Consider the following 13,099-nt stretch of genomic DNA (forward strand, 5'->3'; position numbering starts at 1 on the left):
GGTGTGCGGGGGCCCTAATCTTCCGCTGCCCGAAATCGGGCGCACTCGTCCCACATCCTCCGTCGTTGCGAGCGCAGCTAAGCAATCCAGAGTCTTTCCGCGGTGGCAGTCTGGATTGCTTCGCTGCGCTCGCAATGACGGGCTGGTGGCAGTTCGACGTTACTAGGCCGACCGCCGTCGCGGCGCGGGCCGCGGCTTCAGCGTGGTATCGGCTTGCCTAAGCAGCCGCCCGTCCTCGGCGCGCAACTCGAGCTTCTTCACCGGGCGGCCTCTCTCGCGATCGACCAGGATGGTCGCGATCTCCGACGGGCGATCGTCGAATTCCTCGCTCCATTGGCGCAGCGCTACCAACACCGGGAAGACGCCGCGGCCCTTCGGCGTCAGCACATATTCCTGATAGGCGCTGCCGTCGGACGCCGGGGCGGTTGCTAAAATGCCGTGGTCCACGAGTGAGCCCAGCCGGGCCGACAAGATGTTCTTGGCCATGCCTAGCTTACTCAGAAACTCGCCGAAGCGGCGCAGGCCGAACAGCGCCTCGCGGATGATCAGCAGGGACCACCGGTCGCCGATCGCTTCCAGCGAGCGTGCGATCGGGCAGGCGTCGCCCTCGAAGCTCGTTCGTTTCACCATGGTCGGGTCCTTTCGCGATCGCACGGTCCAGTCGCCGTTCACGCGCTCGTGTGGTTGCATATTAAAACCAGATAGCCTAGATGGCAATCATAGTTTTATGATGCAACCACTGGAGGCGAACGTGAGACTGAAGAACAAGACGGCCCTGATCACCGGCGGCAATAGCGGCATTGGACTGGCAACGGCAAAGCTGTTCGTGGCCGAGGGCGCCAAAGTGGTGATCACCGGGCGCAACAAGGAGACGCTCGAGGCGGCCGCGAACGAGCTCGGGCCGAACGCGCTCGCGCTGACCGCCGACGCCACCGACATTGCCGCGACCGAAGCTGCGATCAAGAAGGGCGCCGGAAAGTTCGGCAAGTTCGACGTCGTGTTCGCCAATGCGGGCATCGCCGGCGGTACGCCGCTGGGGTCGGCCACGCTGGAGGTCTTCGAGAAGGTCATCAGCACCAATCTGACCGGCGTGTTCTTCACCGTGCAGTCCGCGCTGCCTTATCTCAACGACAACGCTTCGATCATCCTCAGCGGGTCGGTGATCTCCGTGCTCGGCATTCCCGGCTATTCGGCGTATGGCGCCGCCAAGGCCGGCGTGCGGGCGATGGCGCGGATCATGGCATCAGAACTGTCGCCGCGCGGCATTCGCGTCAACGTGGTCGCGCCGGGTGCGATCCGCACACCGATCTGGGGACCTGCGACCGCAACACCGGAAGCCGAGAAGGCGTTCGAGAAGCGGATCGCGCTGACGACGCCGCTGGGGCGCATTGGTGAAACAGATCACGTCGCGAAGACCGTGCTGTTCCTCGCCTCCGACGATTCCGCCCATGTGCAGGGCGAGGAAATCTTCGTCGACGGCGGCGCGGTTGCCTCGCCGAGCGGCGCGCCGATCTATCGCGGCTGATCAATCTTGGTGCAAATTGAATCGGTCGGCGCAGCGGCGAGTGGTTGCGCCGGCCGGTTCCCACGTCTCGCGAGCTGTATTTTCTGAACCTTGCGTGAGGCGTTGAACCTTCGCTTGCGCTGCCAAGACACTTTTACGGGCAGGGGGTCACGAAGACTCATTTTCAAGGGAGCCCGATATGCCAAAGGCAGCTCGTATTACTTCCCCGATTTCAGCACCGCGTATTTACACCGAAAACTCCACCATTCCCGCCAAGCGTTCCGACACCTCCGAGTTCATCGGGGTCGCTCTTTTCTCAGGCATCGGCCTGTTCGTTTCCCTCGTCGCCGTCATCCTCGGCATTCAGGGCTCCTGGTTTTAGCTTCGCCGATCGCGCACCGGTCGATCAGCCGCCGCAGGCAATGTTGCGGCGGCTGATGATGTGGGCGTTGCCTCAGGCCGCGCGCAGGCTGGTTGCCGCCTCAAGCGCGCTTGCGAGCGACTTCTCGCGATGCTCCGGCCCGACCTGGATGCCGTCGGCGGTGATGAATTCGGGATGATGGATGCCCATGAAACCGAACACGCCGCGCAGATAGCTTTCGAGGTGCTCCAGCGATGCGGCGGGCGTGCCCGCGCCGTAATAGCCCCCGCGCGAGATCGCGAAGATCACGCGCTTGCCGCCGGCAAGGCCCTGTGGGCCATTGGCGCCGTAGCTGAACGTCTTCCCCGCCACCAGGACCCGGTCGATCCAGGCCTTGAGCTGGCTCGGAATGGTGAAATTGTACATGGGCGCGCCGATCACGACGATGTCCGCCGCAAGAAACTCGTCCAGCGCGGCCTTGCTGGCGGCGAGGTCGGGGCCGAGTTCCGCCGGCGCAGGCGCGCCTTGCGCGGCCGCCAGATGCGAGCCGGAGAGATGGGCGAGCGGGCTCTGCGTCAGGTCGCGATACACGAGGTCGAGCGATGACGTCGCCTGCCTGAGACGGTCGACGATGGCGGCGGAGACCTGCCGGGAAACGGAGTGGGGGCCGAGCACGCTGGAGTCGAGATGGAGGAGTTTCATTCGGGATCACCCTGGTATAAGTTTGTAACCAGAGCTACATGAGTGACTATCGAAATCCCCGCAAGAACGCACCTTTTTGAGCCATGGGCACATCTTTGAAACCTGCGCACATCGATTTGCCTGCCACGCCGATGCCGGATCGCGACCACGCCGACTGCCGTGGCGTCGCCTCGATCCTCGCGCGCGTCGGCGACAAATGGAGCGTGTTCGTGATCATGATGCTGAGTGACGGGCCCAAGCGCTTCAACGAGCTCAAGCGCATGATCAACGGCATTTCGCAGCGGATGCTGACCCTGACGCTGCGCGGGCTCGAACGTGACGGCCTGGTCACACGCACGATCTTCCCGACCATTCCGCCGCGGGTGGATTACGAGCTGACCGATCTCGGCCGCGGATTGCAACAGCCGGTGAGGGCACTTGGCGAATGGGCGATCGCGCATCAGCAGCAGATCGCCTCGGCGCGCACGCGCTTCGACGAGCGGAACTCTCCTTAAAGCAGCGAGACCAAGCCACCGCCGTGGCGTTCGAGCCGGCCGGCGAGCTCGAGCTCCAAGAGCACGGTGCGCACGATGGCAGGCGAGGCGCCGGACATCCGCACGAGATCGTCGATCGTGACAGGGGCAGGGCCGAGCAGGCCGGTGATCTGGTCGCGGTCGTGTCCTTGCGGATCGCTTTCGAACGGCTCGCTGTCGGGCTCGTTCGCGGTGCGCATCAGCGGCCGCTCCATGATCGGTGCGACGGCGTTGACGACGTCGGCGGCTTCGGTGACGAGCGTCGCGCCCTGCTTGATCAGATCATTGGTGCCGGCGGCGCGCGGATCGAGCGGCGAGCCGGGCACCGCGAACACTTCGCGGCCCTGTTCGGCGGCCATGCGCGCGGTGATCAGCGAGCCCGAGCGGTGCGCCGCCTCCACCACGACCACGCCGAGCGCGGCGCCCGAGATCAGCCGGTTGCGGCGGGGGAAGTCGCGGGCGCGCGGCTCATGGCCGAGCGGCATCTCGGAGATCGCAGCACCCTTGCGATCGAGGATCGCTGCGAGCAGATCGCCATGCTCGGGCGGATAGATGCAATCATGTCCGCCGGCGAGCACGGCGATGGTGCCGCTCTCGACACTGGCGCGGTGCGCGGCCTGGTCGACGCCGCGGGCAAGGCCGGAGATGACGACAAAGCCGGCCTCGCCGAGCTCGCGGGCGAGCTGACCGGCGAATTTCAAGCCTGCACCAGAGGCGTTGCGCGAGCCGACGATCGCGATCATCGGCCGCATCAGCGTGGCATTGTCGCCGCGCACGGCGAGCAGCGGCGGCGCATCGTCGAGCGTTGCCAGCCGCGCCGGATAGCCGTCCTCGCCGGGCGCGAGCCAGGCAATTCCGAACTTGCGGCTTGCCGCGAGCTCCGCCTTCGCCTCGTCAGCGCTGCAGATGCGCGCCGATTGCCGCGCACCACCGCGGCGTGCCAGATCCGGCAGCCGCTCCAGCGCCGCGCGCGCCGTGCCGAAATGATCGACCAGCGACCGGAAAGTGCGCGGCCCGACATTGTCGGACCGGATCAGCCGCAGGCGGTCGATCCTGTCAGCCTCGGTCAGCTCTACGCTGGGATTGATGGCGTCCACGGCAGCTCCTTGCAGGCGCAGCATGGAACAACCTGAGGGCGTGGGCAACAGCTGCGTACGCTTGCGCGACCTTGCCCCGATGCTAAAAGCGATCCCAATAAGAAGGTATTGCCATGATCTCACTTGCCGATCTCCAGCGCCGCATCGAAGCAGGCGAGCTTTCGCCTGAGGCCGCCATCGCGCAATCGCATGCGGCCATCGAGGCGCGGGAGAAGGACGTTCACGCCTTTGTCCGTCACGACAAATCCGCGAAGGCGCAAAGCGCCGGGCCGCTGCGCGGTATCGCGGTCGGGATCAAGGACATCATCGACACCGCCGATTTTCCGACCGAGATGGGATCATCGATCTATCGCGGCTGGCAGCCGCGCGCGGACGCGCCTGTGGTGATGATGCTGAAGCGGGCAGGCGCCACAATCATCGGCAAGACCACGACCACGGCGTTCGCCTCGCGCGATCCGACCCCGACGCTCAATCCGCACAATCTCGGGCATACGCCGGGCGGCTCGTCCTCGGGCTCGGCCGCGGCCGTCGGTGCCGGCATGATCCCGCTGGCGCTGGGCACCCAGACCGGCGGCTCGGTGATCCGGCCCGCCGCCTATTGCGGCACCGCCGCGATCAAGCCGTCGTTCCGGATGCTGCCGACGGTCGGCGTCAAATGCTATTCGTGGGCGCTCGACACGGTCGGCCTGTTCGGCGCGCGCGCGGAAGATCTCGCGCGCGGACTGCTGGCGATGACCGGCCGCACCGAATTCGCCGGCATCGTCCCGGCGAAGGCGCCGCGCATCGGCGTTATCAGGCAGGAGTTCGCTGGCGACGTGGAGCCGGCCGCCGAGGAGGGGCTGCAAGCCGCGATCAAGGCGGCGACGCGGGCCGGCGCCAGCGTGCAGACTATCGATCTGCCGGAAGCGGTGCAGGAGGCCTGGCGCATCCATCCGATTATTCAGGACTTCGAGGCGCATCGCGCGCTCGCCTGGGAATTTTCCGAACGGCACGACGAGATCGCGCCGATGCTGCGCGCCAGTCTCGATGCGACGGTCGGTCTCACACCCAAGGACTATGACGACGCACGCCGGGTCAGCCGCCGCGGTCGCCGCGAGCTTGGCGAGTTGTTCGAGGGGTTCGACGTGCTGCTGACCTATTCGGCGCCGGGCACGCCGCCGGCCAAGGAGCTCGCGAGCACCGGCGACCCCCGCTACAACCGGCTCTGGACGCTGATGGGCAACCCTTGCGTCAACGTGCCGGTGCTCAAGGCCAATGGCCTGCCGATCGGCGTGCAGGTGATCGCGCGCTTCGGCAACGACGCGCATGCGCTGGCGACGGCGTGGTTCCTGGAGCAGGCGCTGGCGAGATCAGGCTAGGCAGGTTCGAGGGCAACGATGCGCTGGCCGGATGCGGCCGGCGCTGCGCTGTGGTCGGTACCTTGCTTGAGCCAGCGCCCGGCGGCCTCGCGGCCGCTGCGGTGAAGCGCGCGAATGAAACCGCGGCCGAGATCGGTGGACGAGCGCTGCGCCAGGCCGTCGACGAAATCTTCCGCGGCCAGCCTGGAGAGCCGCAGCGACGATGCGGCCTGCGATTGCGCCCATTCGATCGCCGCGATCTCGGCATTGAGGGCGGCGTTGGCCGCGATCTGATCCAGCCTGCGGTCGATCGCCGCGAGCGTGATCGGCACGTAGCTGTCGCGCGCCGGCGTGACCTGGACCAGCAGGATTTCGGCGCTCGTCGTGTCCTGCACGAGCCGCAGCAGGGGCGGATTGCCGCCGAGGCCGCCGTCCCAATAAGCCTCGCCGTCGATCTCCACCGCGCAATGAACCAAGGGTGGGCAGGTCGAGGCCAGCGCGACGTCGGCCGTGATGGCGTCATTGCGGAAGATCTGCTGCTGCCCGTCGCGGATCCGGGTCGCCGCGATCAGAAGCTTAGGGCAGCGGGGGTCGCGCAAGGCGGAAAAGTTGATGTCGCGCGACAGCGCCTGCCGCAGCGGATCCAGATCGAACGGATCGAACTGGCCGGAGCGTAGCGTCGGGCCGAACGCGACCGAGCTTCCCGCCGGCGAGAAACCGCCGATCAGCATCAGCGATCGGAACGAGGCCTCGTGCATCAGCCGGATCCAGAACCGGTTCAGCCGCGCGCGCGCGCCTTCGCGGCCGCCCTCGGCGAAACCGGAAGCGAGCAGCAGCGCGTTGATCGCGCCGGCACTGGCGCCGCTGATGGTGTCGATCGCGATCGATGGCTCTTCCAGCAGCCGCTCCAGCACGCCCCAGGTGAAAGCGGCGAAGGTGCCGCCGCCCTGGAGCGCCAGCGACAATTTTTGCGGCGGCCATGGGTTGGCGCGGGGCCGCGCGGACGCAACTGGCGCCGCGGCGGTCACGGCCTCGACAGTCAGAGGAGCTTGCGCGATGCGAGCAGGCTGCGGCGTCGGTGGCGAAACGGGCACAGGCTTGGGAGCAGGAACCGGCGAGGGCGCACTAGACCAGATATCCGTCGTCGAGAGCAGCCGGCTTGCCGCGGTGCAGGTAGCACCTCGCAAATCGCCATCCTCTTGCGCGCCGGCAATCTTCTCGCTCATTCTGAGCAACCGCGTAGAGCCATGCCCACGATCAGGGCCAAGGCCTGGAACCCGTTCGTCCATACAGCCGTGATTCGGCTGCAAGTTGCGAACACCATTTGCGATATAATGCAGAAGGGGTGCCGCGGTATCCGTGGTTTCCCGGCTTATGCCTTCTCGCCGATCCGGCTTTCCTTGCCCGATTGCAGCCGCTTGATATTCTCGCGATGAGCGTAGAACAGCAGCAGCGTCAGCACCGCCGCCAGTGCGGCGAGTGCGGGCTGGCCGAACCATAACAGGAACAGCGGGGTGATGAACGAGGCCACCAGGGCCGAGAGCGAGGAATAGCGGGCGGTAAAGGCGGTCGCCAACCAGAGCAGGCAGAACACCAGTGCGGCCGGCCAGAACAGCCCGAGCATGATGCCGATATAGACGGCGACACCCTTGCCGCCGCGGAATTTGAGCCAGACCGGGAAGAGATGGCCGAGGAAGGCACCGAGCCCGGCCAGCATCGCGGCATTGGGACCGGCGATGTAGCCGGCGATTACCACCGCCACGGTGCCCTTGAGCGCATCGAACAGCAGGGTCGCGGCGGCAAGGCCCTTGCGCCCCGTGCGCAGCACGTTGGTGGCGCCGATGCTGCCGGAGCCGATCGAGCGGATATCCTGTGTGCCGGCGAGTTTCGTCAGGATCAGCCCGAACGGAATCGAGCCGAGCAGGTAGCCGATGACGAAAGCCACCGGCAGAAACAATTCAAGCGCCATGTCTGCAAATTCCATGTCTGCAAATTCCCTGGCTGCAGCTCCGCACGTCAGACATGTTCGTACACCGTCCGTCCGCCGACAATGGTGCGCACCACGCGGCCTGTAAAGCGGGCCTCGTCGAAAGGCGTGTTCTTGCAGGGCGATTTGAGATCGGCGGGATCGACCACCCAGGGCACATCGGGGTCGATCACGATGACGTCGGCGGGGCTGCCTGTGCGCAGGGTTCCGCCAGGCAATCCCAAAATCTCGGCCGGCCGGGTCGACATCGCCCGGATCAGCGTCTTGAGGTCCAACTCGTCATTGTGCACGAGGCGCAGGCCCGCCGGGAGCATGGTCTCGAGCCCGATGGCGCCGGGGGCTGCTTCCGCGAAGGGCAGGCGCTTGACCTCGACGTCCTGCGGATTGTGGTCGGACATGATGACGTCGACGAGGCCGGAGGCGACGGCGGCGACCAGCGCGCGGCGGTCGTCCTCGGTGCGCAGCGGCGGCGACAGCTTCAGGAACGAACGGTAAGGGCCGATGTCGTTCTCGTTCAGCGCAAGGTGGTTGATCGAGGCCGAGGCGGTCACGGCGAGGCCGGCGTCGCGGGCGCGCCGGAGGATTTCGAGCGACTCGATGCAGGTCAGCGACGCCGCGTGATAGCGGCCGCCTGTGAGCGCGACCAGGCGCATGTCGCGCTCCAGCATCACGGCCTCCGCCGCGTTCGGGATGCCCATCAGGCCGAGCTTCGAGGCGAATTCGCCCTCGTTCATCACGCCTTCGCCGACGAGATCGCGATCCTCGGTGTAGTGCACGATCAGCGCGTCGAAATCGCGCGCGTAGGTCAAGGCGCGGCGCATCACCTGCGCATTGATCACGCTTTTGTCGCAGTCGCTGAAGGCGATCGCGCCGGCTGCCTTGAGGAGGCCGAACTCGGTCATCTCCTCGCCGTGCATGCCTTTGGTGAGCGCCGCCATCGGCTGGATGTTGACGATCGCGGTGTCACGGGCGCGACGCATCACGAAGTCGACGGTCGCCGAGTTGTCGATCACCGGCAAGGTATCGGGCTGGCAGATGATGGTGGTGATGCCGCCGGTCGCAGCCGCCTGGCTCGCGGATGCAAAGGTCTCGCGATGGCTGAAGCCGGGCTCGCCGACGAAGGCGCGCATGTCGATCAGGCCGGGTGCGACGATCTTGCCGGCGCAGTTGACGACGTCGGTGCCCTCGGGGACGCCGGCAGCGCCAATGCCGCGGCGGGTCTCCCGGATGATGCCGTCGGCGATCAGGACATCGCCGGGGCCATCGAAATCCCGGGAGGGATCGACGACGCGGGCGTTGGCAAGCAGGATGGGTCGGCGGTCGGTCAACATGAGCATCACGCGTTCGGCAGGTTGCGGGCGAGCGCTTCCAGCACCGCCATGCGCACGGCCACGCCCATTTCCACCTGTTCGCGGATCAGGGACTGTGCGCCGTCAGCAACCGCAGTGTCGATCTCGACGCCGCGGTTCATGGGGCCGGGATGCATGACGAGGGCGTCTGGCTTGGCGTAGGCGAGCTTCTTCTGGTCCAGCCCGAAATAATGGAAATACTCGGAGGTCGACGGCACGAAGGAGCCGTTCATGCGCTCGCGCTGGAGCCGCAGCATCATGACGATGTCGGCGCCGTTGAGCCCCTCGCGCATGTCGCGCGCGACCTCGACGCCCATCCGCTCGATGCCGGGCGGCAGCAGCGTGGAGGGGCCGACGACGCGGACGCGGGCGCCCATCGCGTTGAGCAGGATGATGTTGGAGCGGGCGACGCGCGAATGCAGCACGTCGCCGCAGATCGCGACCACGAGGCCCTCGAGCCGGCCCTTGTTGCGGCGGATGGTCAGCGCGTCGAGCAGGGCTTGTGTCGGATGCTCATGCGCGCCGTCGCCGGCATTGATCACGGAACCGTCGACCTTGCGGGCCAGCAGTTCCACCGCGCCGGAGGCGTGATGGCGCACCACCAGGATATCCGGGTGCATGGCGTTGAGCGTCATGGCGGTGTCGACCAGCGTCTCGCCCTTTTTGATGGACGAGGAGGACACCGACATGTTCATGACGTCGGCGCCCAGCCGTTTGCCGGCGAGCTCGAACGAGGATTGGGTCCGGGTGGAAGCCTCGAAGAAGAGGTTTACCTGCGTCCGTCCACGCAGGACGGTGCGCTTCTTGTCAACCTGGCGGTTGAGCTCGACATATTCTTCGGACAGGTCGAGGAGGCCGGTGATGTCGGCCGCGGAAAGGCCCTCGATGCCCAGCAAATGCCGGTGACCGAGGACGAAGGTCGATTTCGATGTCATTAAAGCGAGAGCTATAGGCGGGGATGGCCGGGGGGGCAAGGGCCAATGCCGGGGCGGGGAGTTATCCCCCGATCTGTACCTCGTCGTCCGTCCAAGGCGAGGCGAAGCAAGAGCAGCGCAATCGGCAAATCCGGAGTGCCATCGCACGCCGGTGACCTGCCGAGGCAGTTATGGCCCAAGCAGGATGGCCCTGTATTTCGATCCTGAGGCCCTACATCTTTTGGGTTTCTCGGATATGTTCAGCAATCCAAAAGCGAGCTGGATACGCAATCAATGACGTCCGACGATATCCCGCAACGAACACCTCAAGCTCATTGCCAACTGGCTCAATACATTGGCTGCAGCCATCATGACGGCCGGAACCTTCGTGCCCGCGGCTCAGTTCATCTTCAACATTCTGCCGCCAGGCACGGACAACGGTCTATTGATTGGGATCGGTGCGGTTTGCGTCGTGTTCGGTTTCGCCGTACACTTGGCTGGACACGTTTTCCTGGGAGGTCTCCGATGACCACCAACCAAGTGATCGCCTTGCTTTTCCCGGTAGGGGTCACGGTAGGTGCCGTGCTTACGGGATGGCTGGCGAAGAAACTCTGGGTGGATCGCAAGCCGGAGATCGTCGGTTCAACCCACGTTGACGAGGACATTCTCTCGGCCCTGGACGAGGCGGAGCGTGCGATCCAGAAAGCCGAGAAAGGCATGCGGGTAAAGGCTTCAGAACCTCTACCGAGGCATCTCTCGCCGCAGCCGTAGGCCAGATCGAGCGAAACGCAGCGTGGTTCGCCGAATTGGTCAAGTTTCATCGGTTCAATGACGCCAGCGTTCGCGCGATCGAGCCACGTGACTTCGAGTTCGCTCTTGTGCTCGCGTCCGAGACTGGGGGAGTTCGAACGCTTTTGGCCAAATCGATTCTGACTGCGCTTGTTGCAATTCTGTCGACCTCATACGTTCACGCCCAATCGCTCCCGGGCGGTTTCGTCTATTTGCACGACATCGATCCCAGCATCATCCAGGACATCCGCTACGCCACCTCGAACAATTTCGTCGGCCGTCCGCTCGCCGGCTACGGGGCCCGCGAATGCGTGGTGAAGCGGGAGGTTGGCCTGCGGCTGAAGGCGGTGCAGCAGGAACTAGCGGCGCAAAATCTCTCCCTGAAGATGTTCGACTGCTACCGGCCGGCGCGGGCCTCGCTCGACATGGTCAGGTGGTCGCAGAACGGCGACGAGACGGCCACTGAGCGGCGCTACAATCCCAAAATTCCCAAGACCGAGCTGTTCCGCCTCGGCTACATCGCAAGCCGCTCGCAGCATTCGACGGGGGCGGCGCTCGATCTCACGCTGGTCGATCTCAAGGCGGACAATTCAGGCAAATACGACCCGTCAAAGGCCTACGCTGATTGCACGGCGCCGGTCGAGGCGCGACTGCCGGAGGGCAGCGTCGACATGGGCACCGGCTATGACTGCACCGACGTGAAAGGGCACACCGCCGGACCGACGATCAGTCCGGATCAGCGCGCCTGGCGCAAGCGGCTGGTGGCTGCGATGGCGAGGCAAGGCTTTGTGAACTATGCGAAGGAGTGGTGGCACTTTTCACTGCCGGGGGCGGGAGGGGCGGCCTATGATTTCCCGATCCAGCCGCGGCGGAACTGATTCCGCGCCGAGGACACGAGATGACCCAGCCCAGCTTCGCGACCCACGAGGTCTTCAACCAGTCACCGCCGTTCGAGGACGTCGATCTGTTCGCCGCGGACCAGCCGCTGGTCGCGGCGGTCAGGACCAATGGCGGTGCGGCCGCGGAACGGGAGCTCTCGGAGTTCGGCAAGCATTGGGGCTCGGCAGCGATGGCCGATCGGGGGCGCGTCGCGAACGAGAACACGCCGAAGCTGCGCACCTTCGATGCCAAGGGCAATCGGCGCGACCAGGTCGAGTTTCATCCGGCCTATCATGAACTGATGGCCCACAGCGCCCGTGCCGGCGTGCACAATTCGACTTGGACCGCGGATGGAAGACCCGCGGGCGATGCCGCGGAGGTCATCCGCGCGGCAAAATTCTACATGGCCGCGCAGGTCGAGACCGGCCATCTCTGCCCGATCACGATGACGCGCGCCTCCGTGGCGGCGCTGGCGATGCAGCCTGATCTGCTCGCCAGGGTGATGCCGGTGCTGTCGACGAAAAGCTACGATCCCAGCTTTGCGCCGTGGTGGGAAAAGCGCGGTATGACGCTCGGCATGGGCATGACCGAGAAGCAAGGCGGCACCGACGTGCGCGCCAACATGACGCGCGCGGTGCGCGACGGAGGCGCCTACCGCATCACCGGCCACAAATGGTTCATGTCGGCGCCGATGTGCGACGCCTTCCTGGTGCTGGCCCAGGCAGACCAGGGACTGACCTGTTTCTTCATGCCGCGCTTCGCGCCGGATGGGTCGGTGAACGCGATCCAGTTCCAGCGGCTGAAGGACAAGCTCGGCAACCGCTCCAATGCGTCGTCCGAAGTCGAGTTCGTCGGTGCCTATGCGGAAGCCGTCGGCGACGAGGGCAAGGGCATCCGCACCATCATCCAGATGGTGCAACTGACGCGGCAGGATTGCGCGATCGCCTCGGTCGGCTTGATGCGCTCGGGGCTCGCCCACGCGTTGCATCACGCCCGGCACCGCAGCGTGTTCCAGAAACGTCTCGCCGATCAGCCGCTGATGCAAGCGGTACTCTCGGACATGGCGCTGCATGTGGAGGCGAGCACGGCGGTGGTGATGCGGCTCTGTCGCGCCTTCGATCGGACGCCGTACGATCCGGCGGAGGCCGCCTACATGCGGCTGCTGACGCCTGCGATCAAATACTGGACCTGCAAGAGCGCGCCGCCGTTCCTCTACGAAGCCATGGAATGCCTCGGCGGCAACGGCTATGTCGAGGACGGCATTCTGGCGCGCCACTACCGGGAGGCTCCCGTCAACGCCATCTGGGAGGGCTCGGGCAACGTGATGTGCCTCGACGTGCTGCGCGCGCTGTCGCGCGAGCCGGAGGCGGCGATGGCGGTGCTGCAAGCGCTTGCTGCCGAAACGAACGGTCTGCCAGGGGCAGGTGATGCCGTCTCGTTCATCGGCAAGACCTTCCGGCGCGCGGACGGCGAGCGCGTTGCCCGCCTTGCGGTCGAGAAGCTGGCGCTGCTTGCGGCCGCCGCCGCGCTCAACGGCGTGTCACCGCGTCAAGCCGGACTGTTCGCCGCCACGCGCCTCGCCACGAACCACGCCAGCATGTACGGCGCGGTCGAGCTCGAGAGCGGCGATGTGCGCGCGCTGCTGGAGCGGGCGGTGCCGTGAGCCTC

The 13,099-nt window shown here is 65.8% G+C and carries 14 protein-coding genes; 7 read left to right on the forward strand and 7 right to left on the reverse strand.

The genetic code is table 11. From position 1 onward, the window contains the following. Positions 1-162: 162 nt before the first annotated feature. Positions 163-630, reverse strand: a complete 468-nt coding sequence (locus AC0L30_RS01935; protein ID WP_473403699.1) for a winged helix-turn-helix transcriptional regulator — start codon at positions 628-630, stop codon at positions 163-165. 121 nt (positions 631-751) lie between these two features. Between AC0L30_RS01935 and AC0L30_RS01940 the strand changes: the two genes are divergently transcribed. After that, positions 752-1,525: an SDR family oxidoreductase gene (locus AC0L30_RS01940; protein ID WP_219684745.1), complete on the forward strand. Its 774-nt coding sequence runs from the start codon at positions 752-754 to the stop codon at positions 1,523-1,525. A 178-nt stretch (positions 1,526-1,703) separates the two neighbouring features. Continuing rightward, complete coding sequence (locus tag AC0L30_RS01945) at positions 1,704-1,886, forward strand: hypothetical protein (protein WP_007603307.1); 183 nt, start codon at positions 1,704-1,706, stop codon at positions 1,884-1,886. 72 nt (positions 1,887-1,958) lie between these two features. Here AC0L30_RS01945 and AC0L30_RS01950 read toward each other — a convergent pair whose 3' ends face one another. Continuing rightward, positions 1,959-2,567 carry an FMN-dependent NADH-azoreductase gene (locus AC0L30_RS01950; protein WP_473403700.1) on the reverse strand — a complete coding sequence of 203 codons (609 nt, stop codon included), beginning with the start codon at positions 2,565-2,567 and terminating at the stop codon, positions 1,959-1,961. Between the two features lie 83 nt (positions 2,568-2,650). Between AC0L30_RS01950 and AC0L30_RS01955 the strand changes: the two genes are divergently transcribed. Continuing rightward, positions 2,651-3,061 carry a winged helix-turn-helix transcriptional regulator gene (locus tag AC0L30_RS01955; RefSeq protein ID WP_007603309.1) on the forward strand — a complete coding sequence of 137 codons (411 nt, stop codon included), beginning with the start codon at positions 2,651-2,653 and terminating at the stop codon, positions 3,059-3,061. Here the strand turns inward: AC0L30_RS01955 and dprA are convergent. Next, the gene (dprA, locus tag AC0L30_RS01960) at positions 3,058-4,200 is read right to left on the reverse strand and encodes a DNA-processing protein DprA (RefSeq protein ID WP_473403701.1); all 1,143 of its coding nucleotides are present in this window, start codon (positions 4,198-4,200) and stop codon (positions 3,058-3,060) included. The genes AC0L30_RS01955 and dprA overlap by 4 nt on opposite strands. Positions 4,201-4,289: 89 nt before the next feature. Here dprA and AC0L30_RS01965 point away from each other — a divergent pair, with 89 nt between their 5' ends. Beyond that, on the forward strand, positions 4,290-5,534 hold the full coding sequence (locus AC0L30_RS01965; protein WP_219684742.1) for an amidase: 1,245 nt from the start codon (positions 4,290-4,292) through the stop codon (positions 5,532-5,534). Here the strand turns inward: AC0L30_RS01965 and AC0L30_RS01970 are convergent. The 4 genes from AC0L30_RS01970 to AC0L30_RS01985 form a co-directional block, all read right to left on the reverse strand. Then, positions 5,531-6,739 (reverse strand): patatin-like phospholipase family protein, encoded by a 1,209-nt coding sequence (locus AC0L30_RS01970; protein WP_473403702.1) that lies wholly within the window; start codon positions 6,737-6,739, stop codon positions 5,531-5,533. The genes AC0L30_RS01965 and AC0L30_RS01970 overlap by 4 nt on opposite strands. 146 nt (positions 6,740-6,885) lie before the next feature. Next, positions 6,886-7,482: a glycerol-3-phosphate 1-O-acyltransferase PlsY gene (gene plsY, locus AC0L30_RS01975; RefSeq protein ID WP_219684748.1), complete on the reverse strand. Its 597-nt coding sequence runs from the start codon at positions 7,480-7,482 to the stop codon at positions 6,886-6,888. A 47-nt stretch (positions 7,483-7,529) separates the two neighbouring features. Continuing rightward, positions 7,530-8,831, reverse strand: coding sequence for a dihydroorotase (locus AC0L30_RS01980; RefSeq protein ID WP_473403765.1), 1,302 nt, complete (start codon positions 8,829-8,831; stop codon positions 7,530-7,532). A 5-nt stretch (positions 8,832-8,836) separates the two neighbouring features. Continuing rightward, positions 8,837-9,784 carry an aspartate carbamoyltransferase catalytic subunit gene (locus AC0L30_RS01985; RefSeq protein ID WP_007603315.1) on the reverse strand — a complete coding sequence of 316 codons (948 nt, stop codon included), beginning with the start codon at positions 9,782-9,784 and terminating at the stop codon, positions 8,837-8,839. Between the two features lie 504 nt (positions 9,785-10,288). Here AC0L30_RS01985 and AC0L30_RS01990 point away from each other — a divergent pair. The 3 genes from AC0L30_RS01990 to AC0L30_RS02000 all read left to right on the forward strand — a co-directional run bounded on the left by AC0L30_RS01990 (position 10,289) and on the right by AC0L30_RS02000 (position 13,094). After that, positions 10,289-10,534, forward strand: a complete 246-nt coding sequence (locus AC0L30_RS01990) for a hypothetical protein (RefSeq protein WP_473403703.1) — start codon at positions 10,289-10,291, stop codon at positions 10,532-10,534. Between the two features lie 143 nt (positions 10,535-10,677). Further along, positions 10,678-11,430, forward strand: a complete 753-nt coding sequence (locus AC0L30_RS01995) for a M15 family metallopeptidase (RefSeq protein ID WP_473403704.1) — start codon at positions 10,678-10,680, stop codon at positions 11,428-11,430. A 20-nt stretch (positions 11,431-11,450) separates the two neighbouring features. Then, positions 11,451-13,094 carry an acyl-CoA dehydrogenase family protein gene (locus AC0L30_RS02000; protein WP_473403705.1) on the forward strand — a complete coding sequence of 548 codons (1,644 nt, stop codon included), beginning with the start codon at positions 11,451-11,453 and terminating at the stop codon, positions 13,092-13,094. Positions 13,095-13,099 lie beyond the last annotated feature (5 nt).

The sequence above is a fragment of the Bradyrhizobium sp. MI1.11 genome, assembly GCF_055811255.1.

Coding starts and splice junctions, on each gene's coding strand:
- AC0L30_RS01935 (WP_473403699.1), bottom strand. CDS start 630: ATGGTGAAACGAACGAGCTTCGAGGGCGACGCCTGCCCGATCGCACGC.
- AC0L30_RS01945 (WP_007603307.1), top strand. CDS start 1,704: ATGCCAAAGGCAGCTCGTATTACTTCCCCGATTTCAGCACCGCGTATT.
- AC0L30_RS01950 (WP_473403700.1), bottom strand. CDS start 2,567: ATGAAACTCCTCCATCTCGACTCCAGCGTGCTCGGCCCCCACTCCGTT.
- AC0L30_RS01955 (WP_007603309.1), top strand. CDS start 2,651: ATGGGCACATCTTTGAAACCTGCGCACATCGATTTGCCTGCCACGCCG.
- dprA (WP_473403701.1), bottom strand. CDS start 4,200: ATGCTGCGCCTGCAAGGAGCTGCCGTGGACGCCATCAATCCCAGCGTA.
- AC0L30_RS01965 (WP_219684742.1), top strand. CDS start 4,290: ATGATCTCACTTGCCGATCTCCAGCGCCGCATCGAAGCAGGCGAGCTT.
- AC0L30_RS01970 (WP_473403702.1), bottom strand. CDS start 6,739: ATGAGCGAGAAGATTGCCGGCGCGCAAGAGGATGGCGATTTGCGAGGT.
- plsY (WP_219684748.1), bottom strand. CDS start 7,482: ATGGCGCTTGAATTGTTTCTGCCGGTGGCTTTCGTCATCGGCTACCTG.
- AC0L30_RS01980 (WP_473403765.1), bottom strand. CDS start 8,831: ATGTTGACCGACCGCCGACCCATCCTGCTTGCCAACGCCCGCGTCGTC.
- AC0L30_RS01985 (WP_007603315.1), bottom strand. CDS start 9,784: ATGACATCGAAATCGACCTTCGTCCTCGGTCACCGGCATTTGCTGGGC.
- AC0L30_RS01990 (WP_473403703.1), top strand. CDS start 10,289: ATGACCACCAACCAAGTGATCGCCTTGCTTTTCCCGGTAGGGGTCACG.
- AC0L30_RS02000 (WP_473403705.1), top strand. CDS start 11,451: ATGACCCAGCCCAGCTTCGCGACCCACGAGGTCTTCAACCAGTCACCG.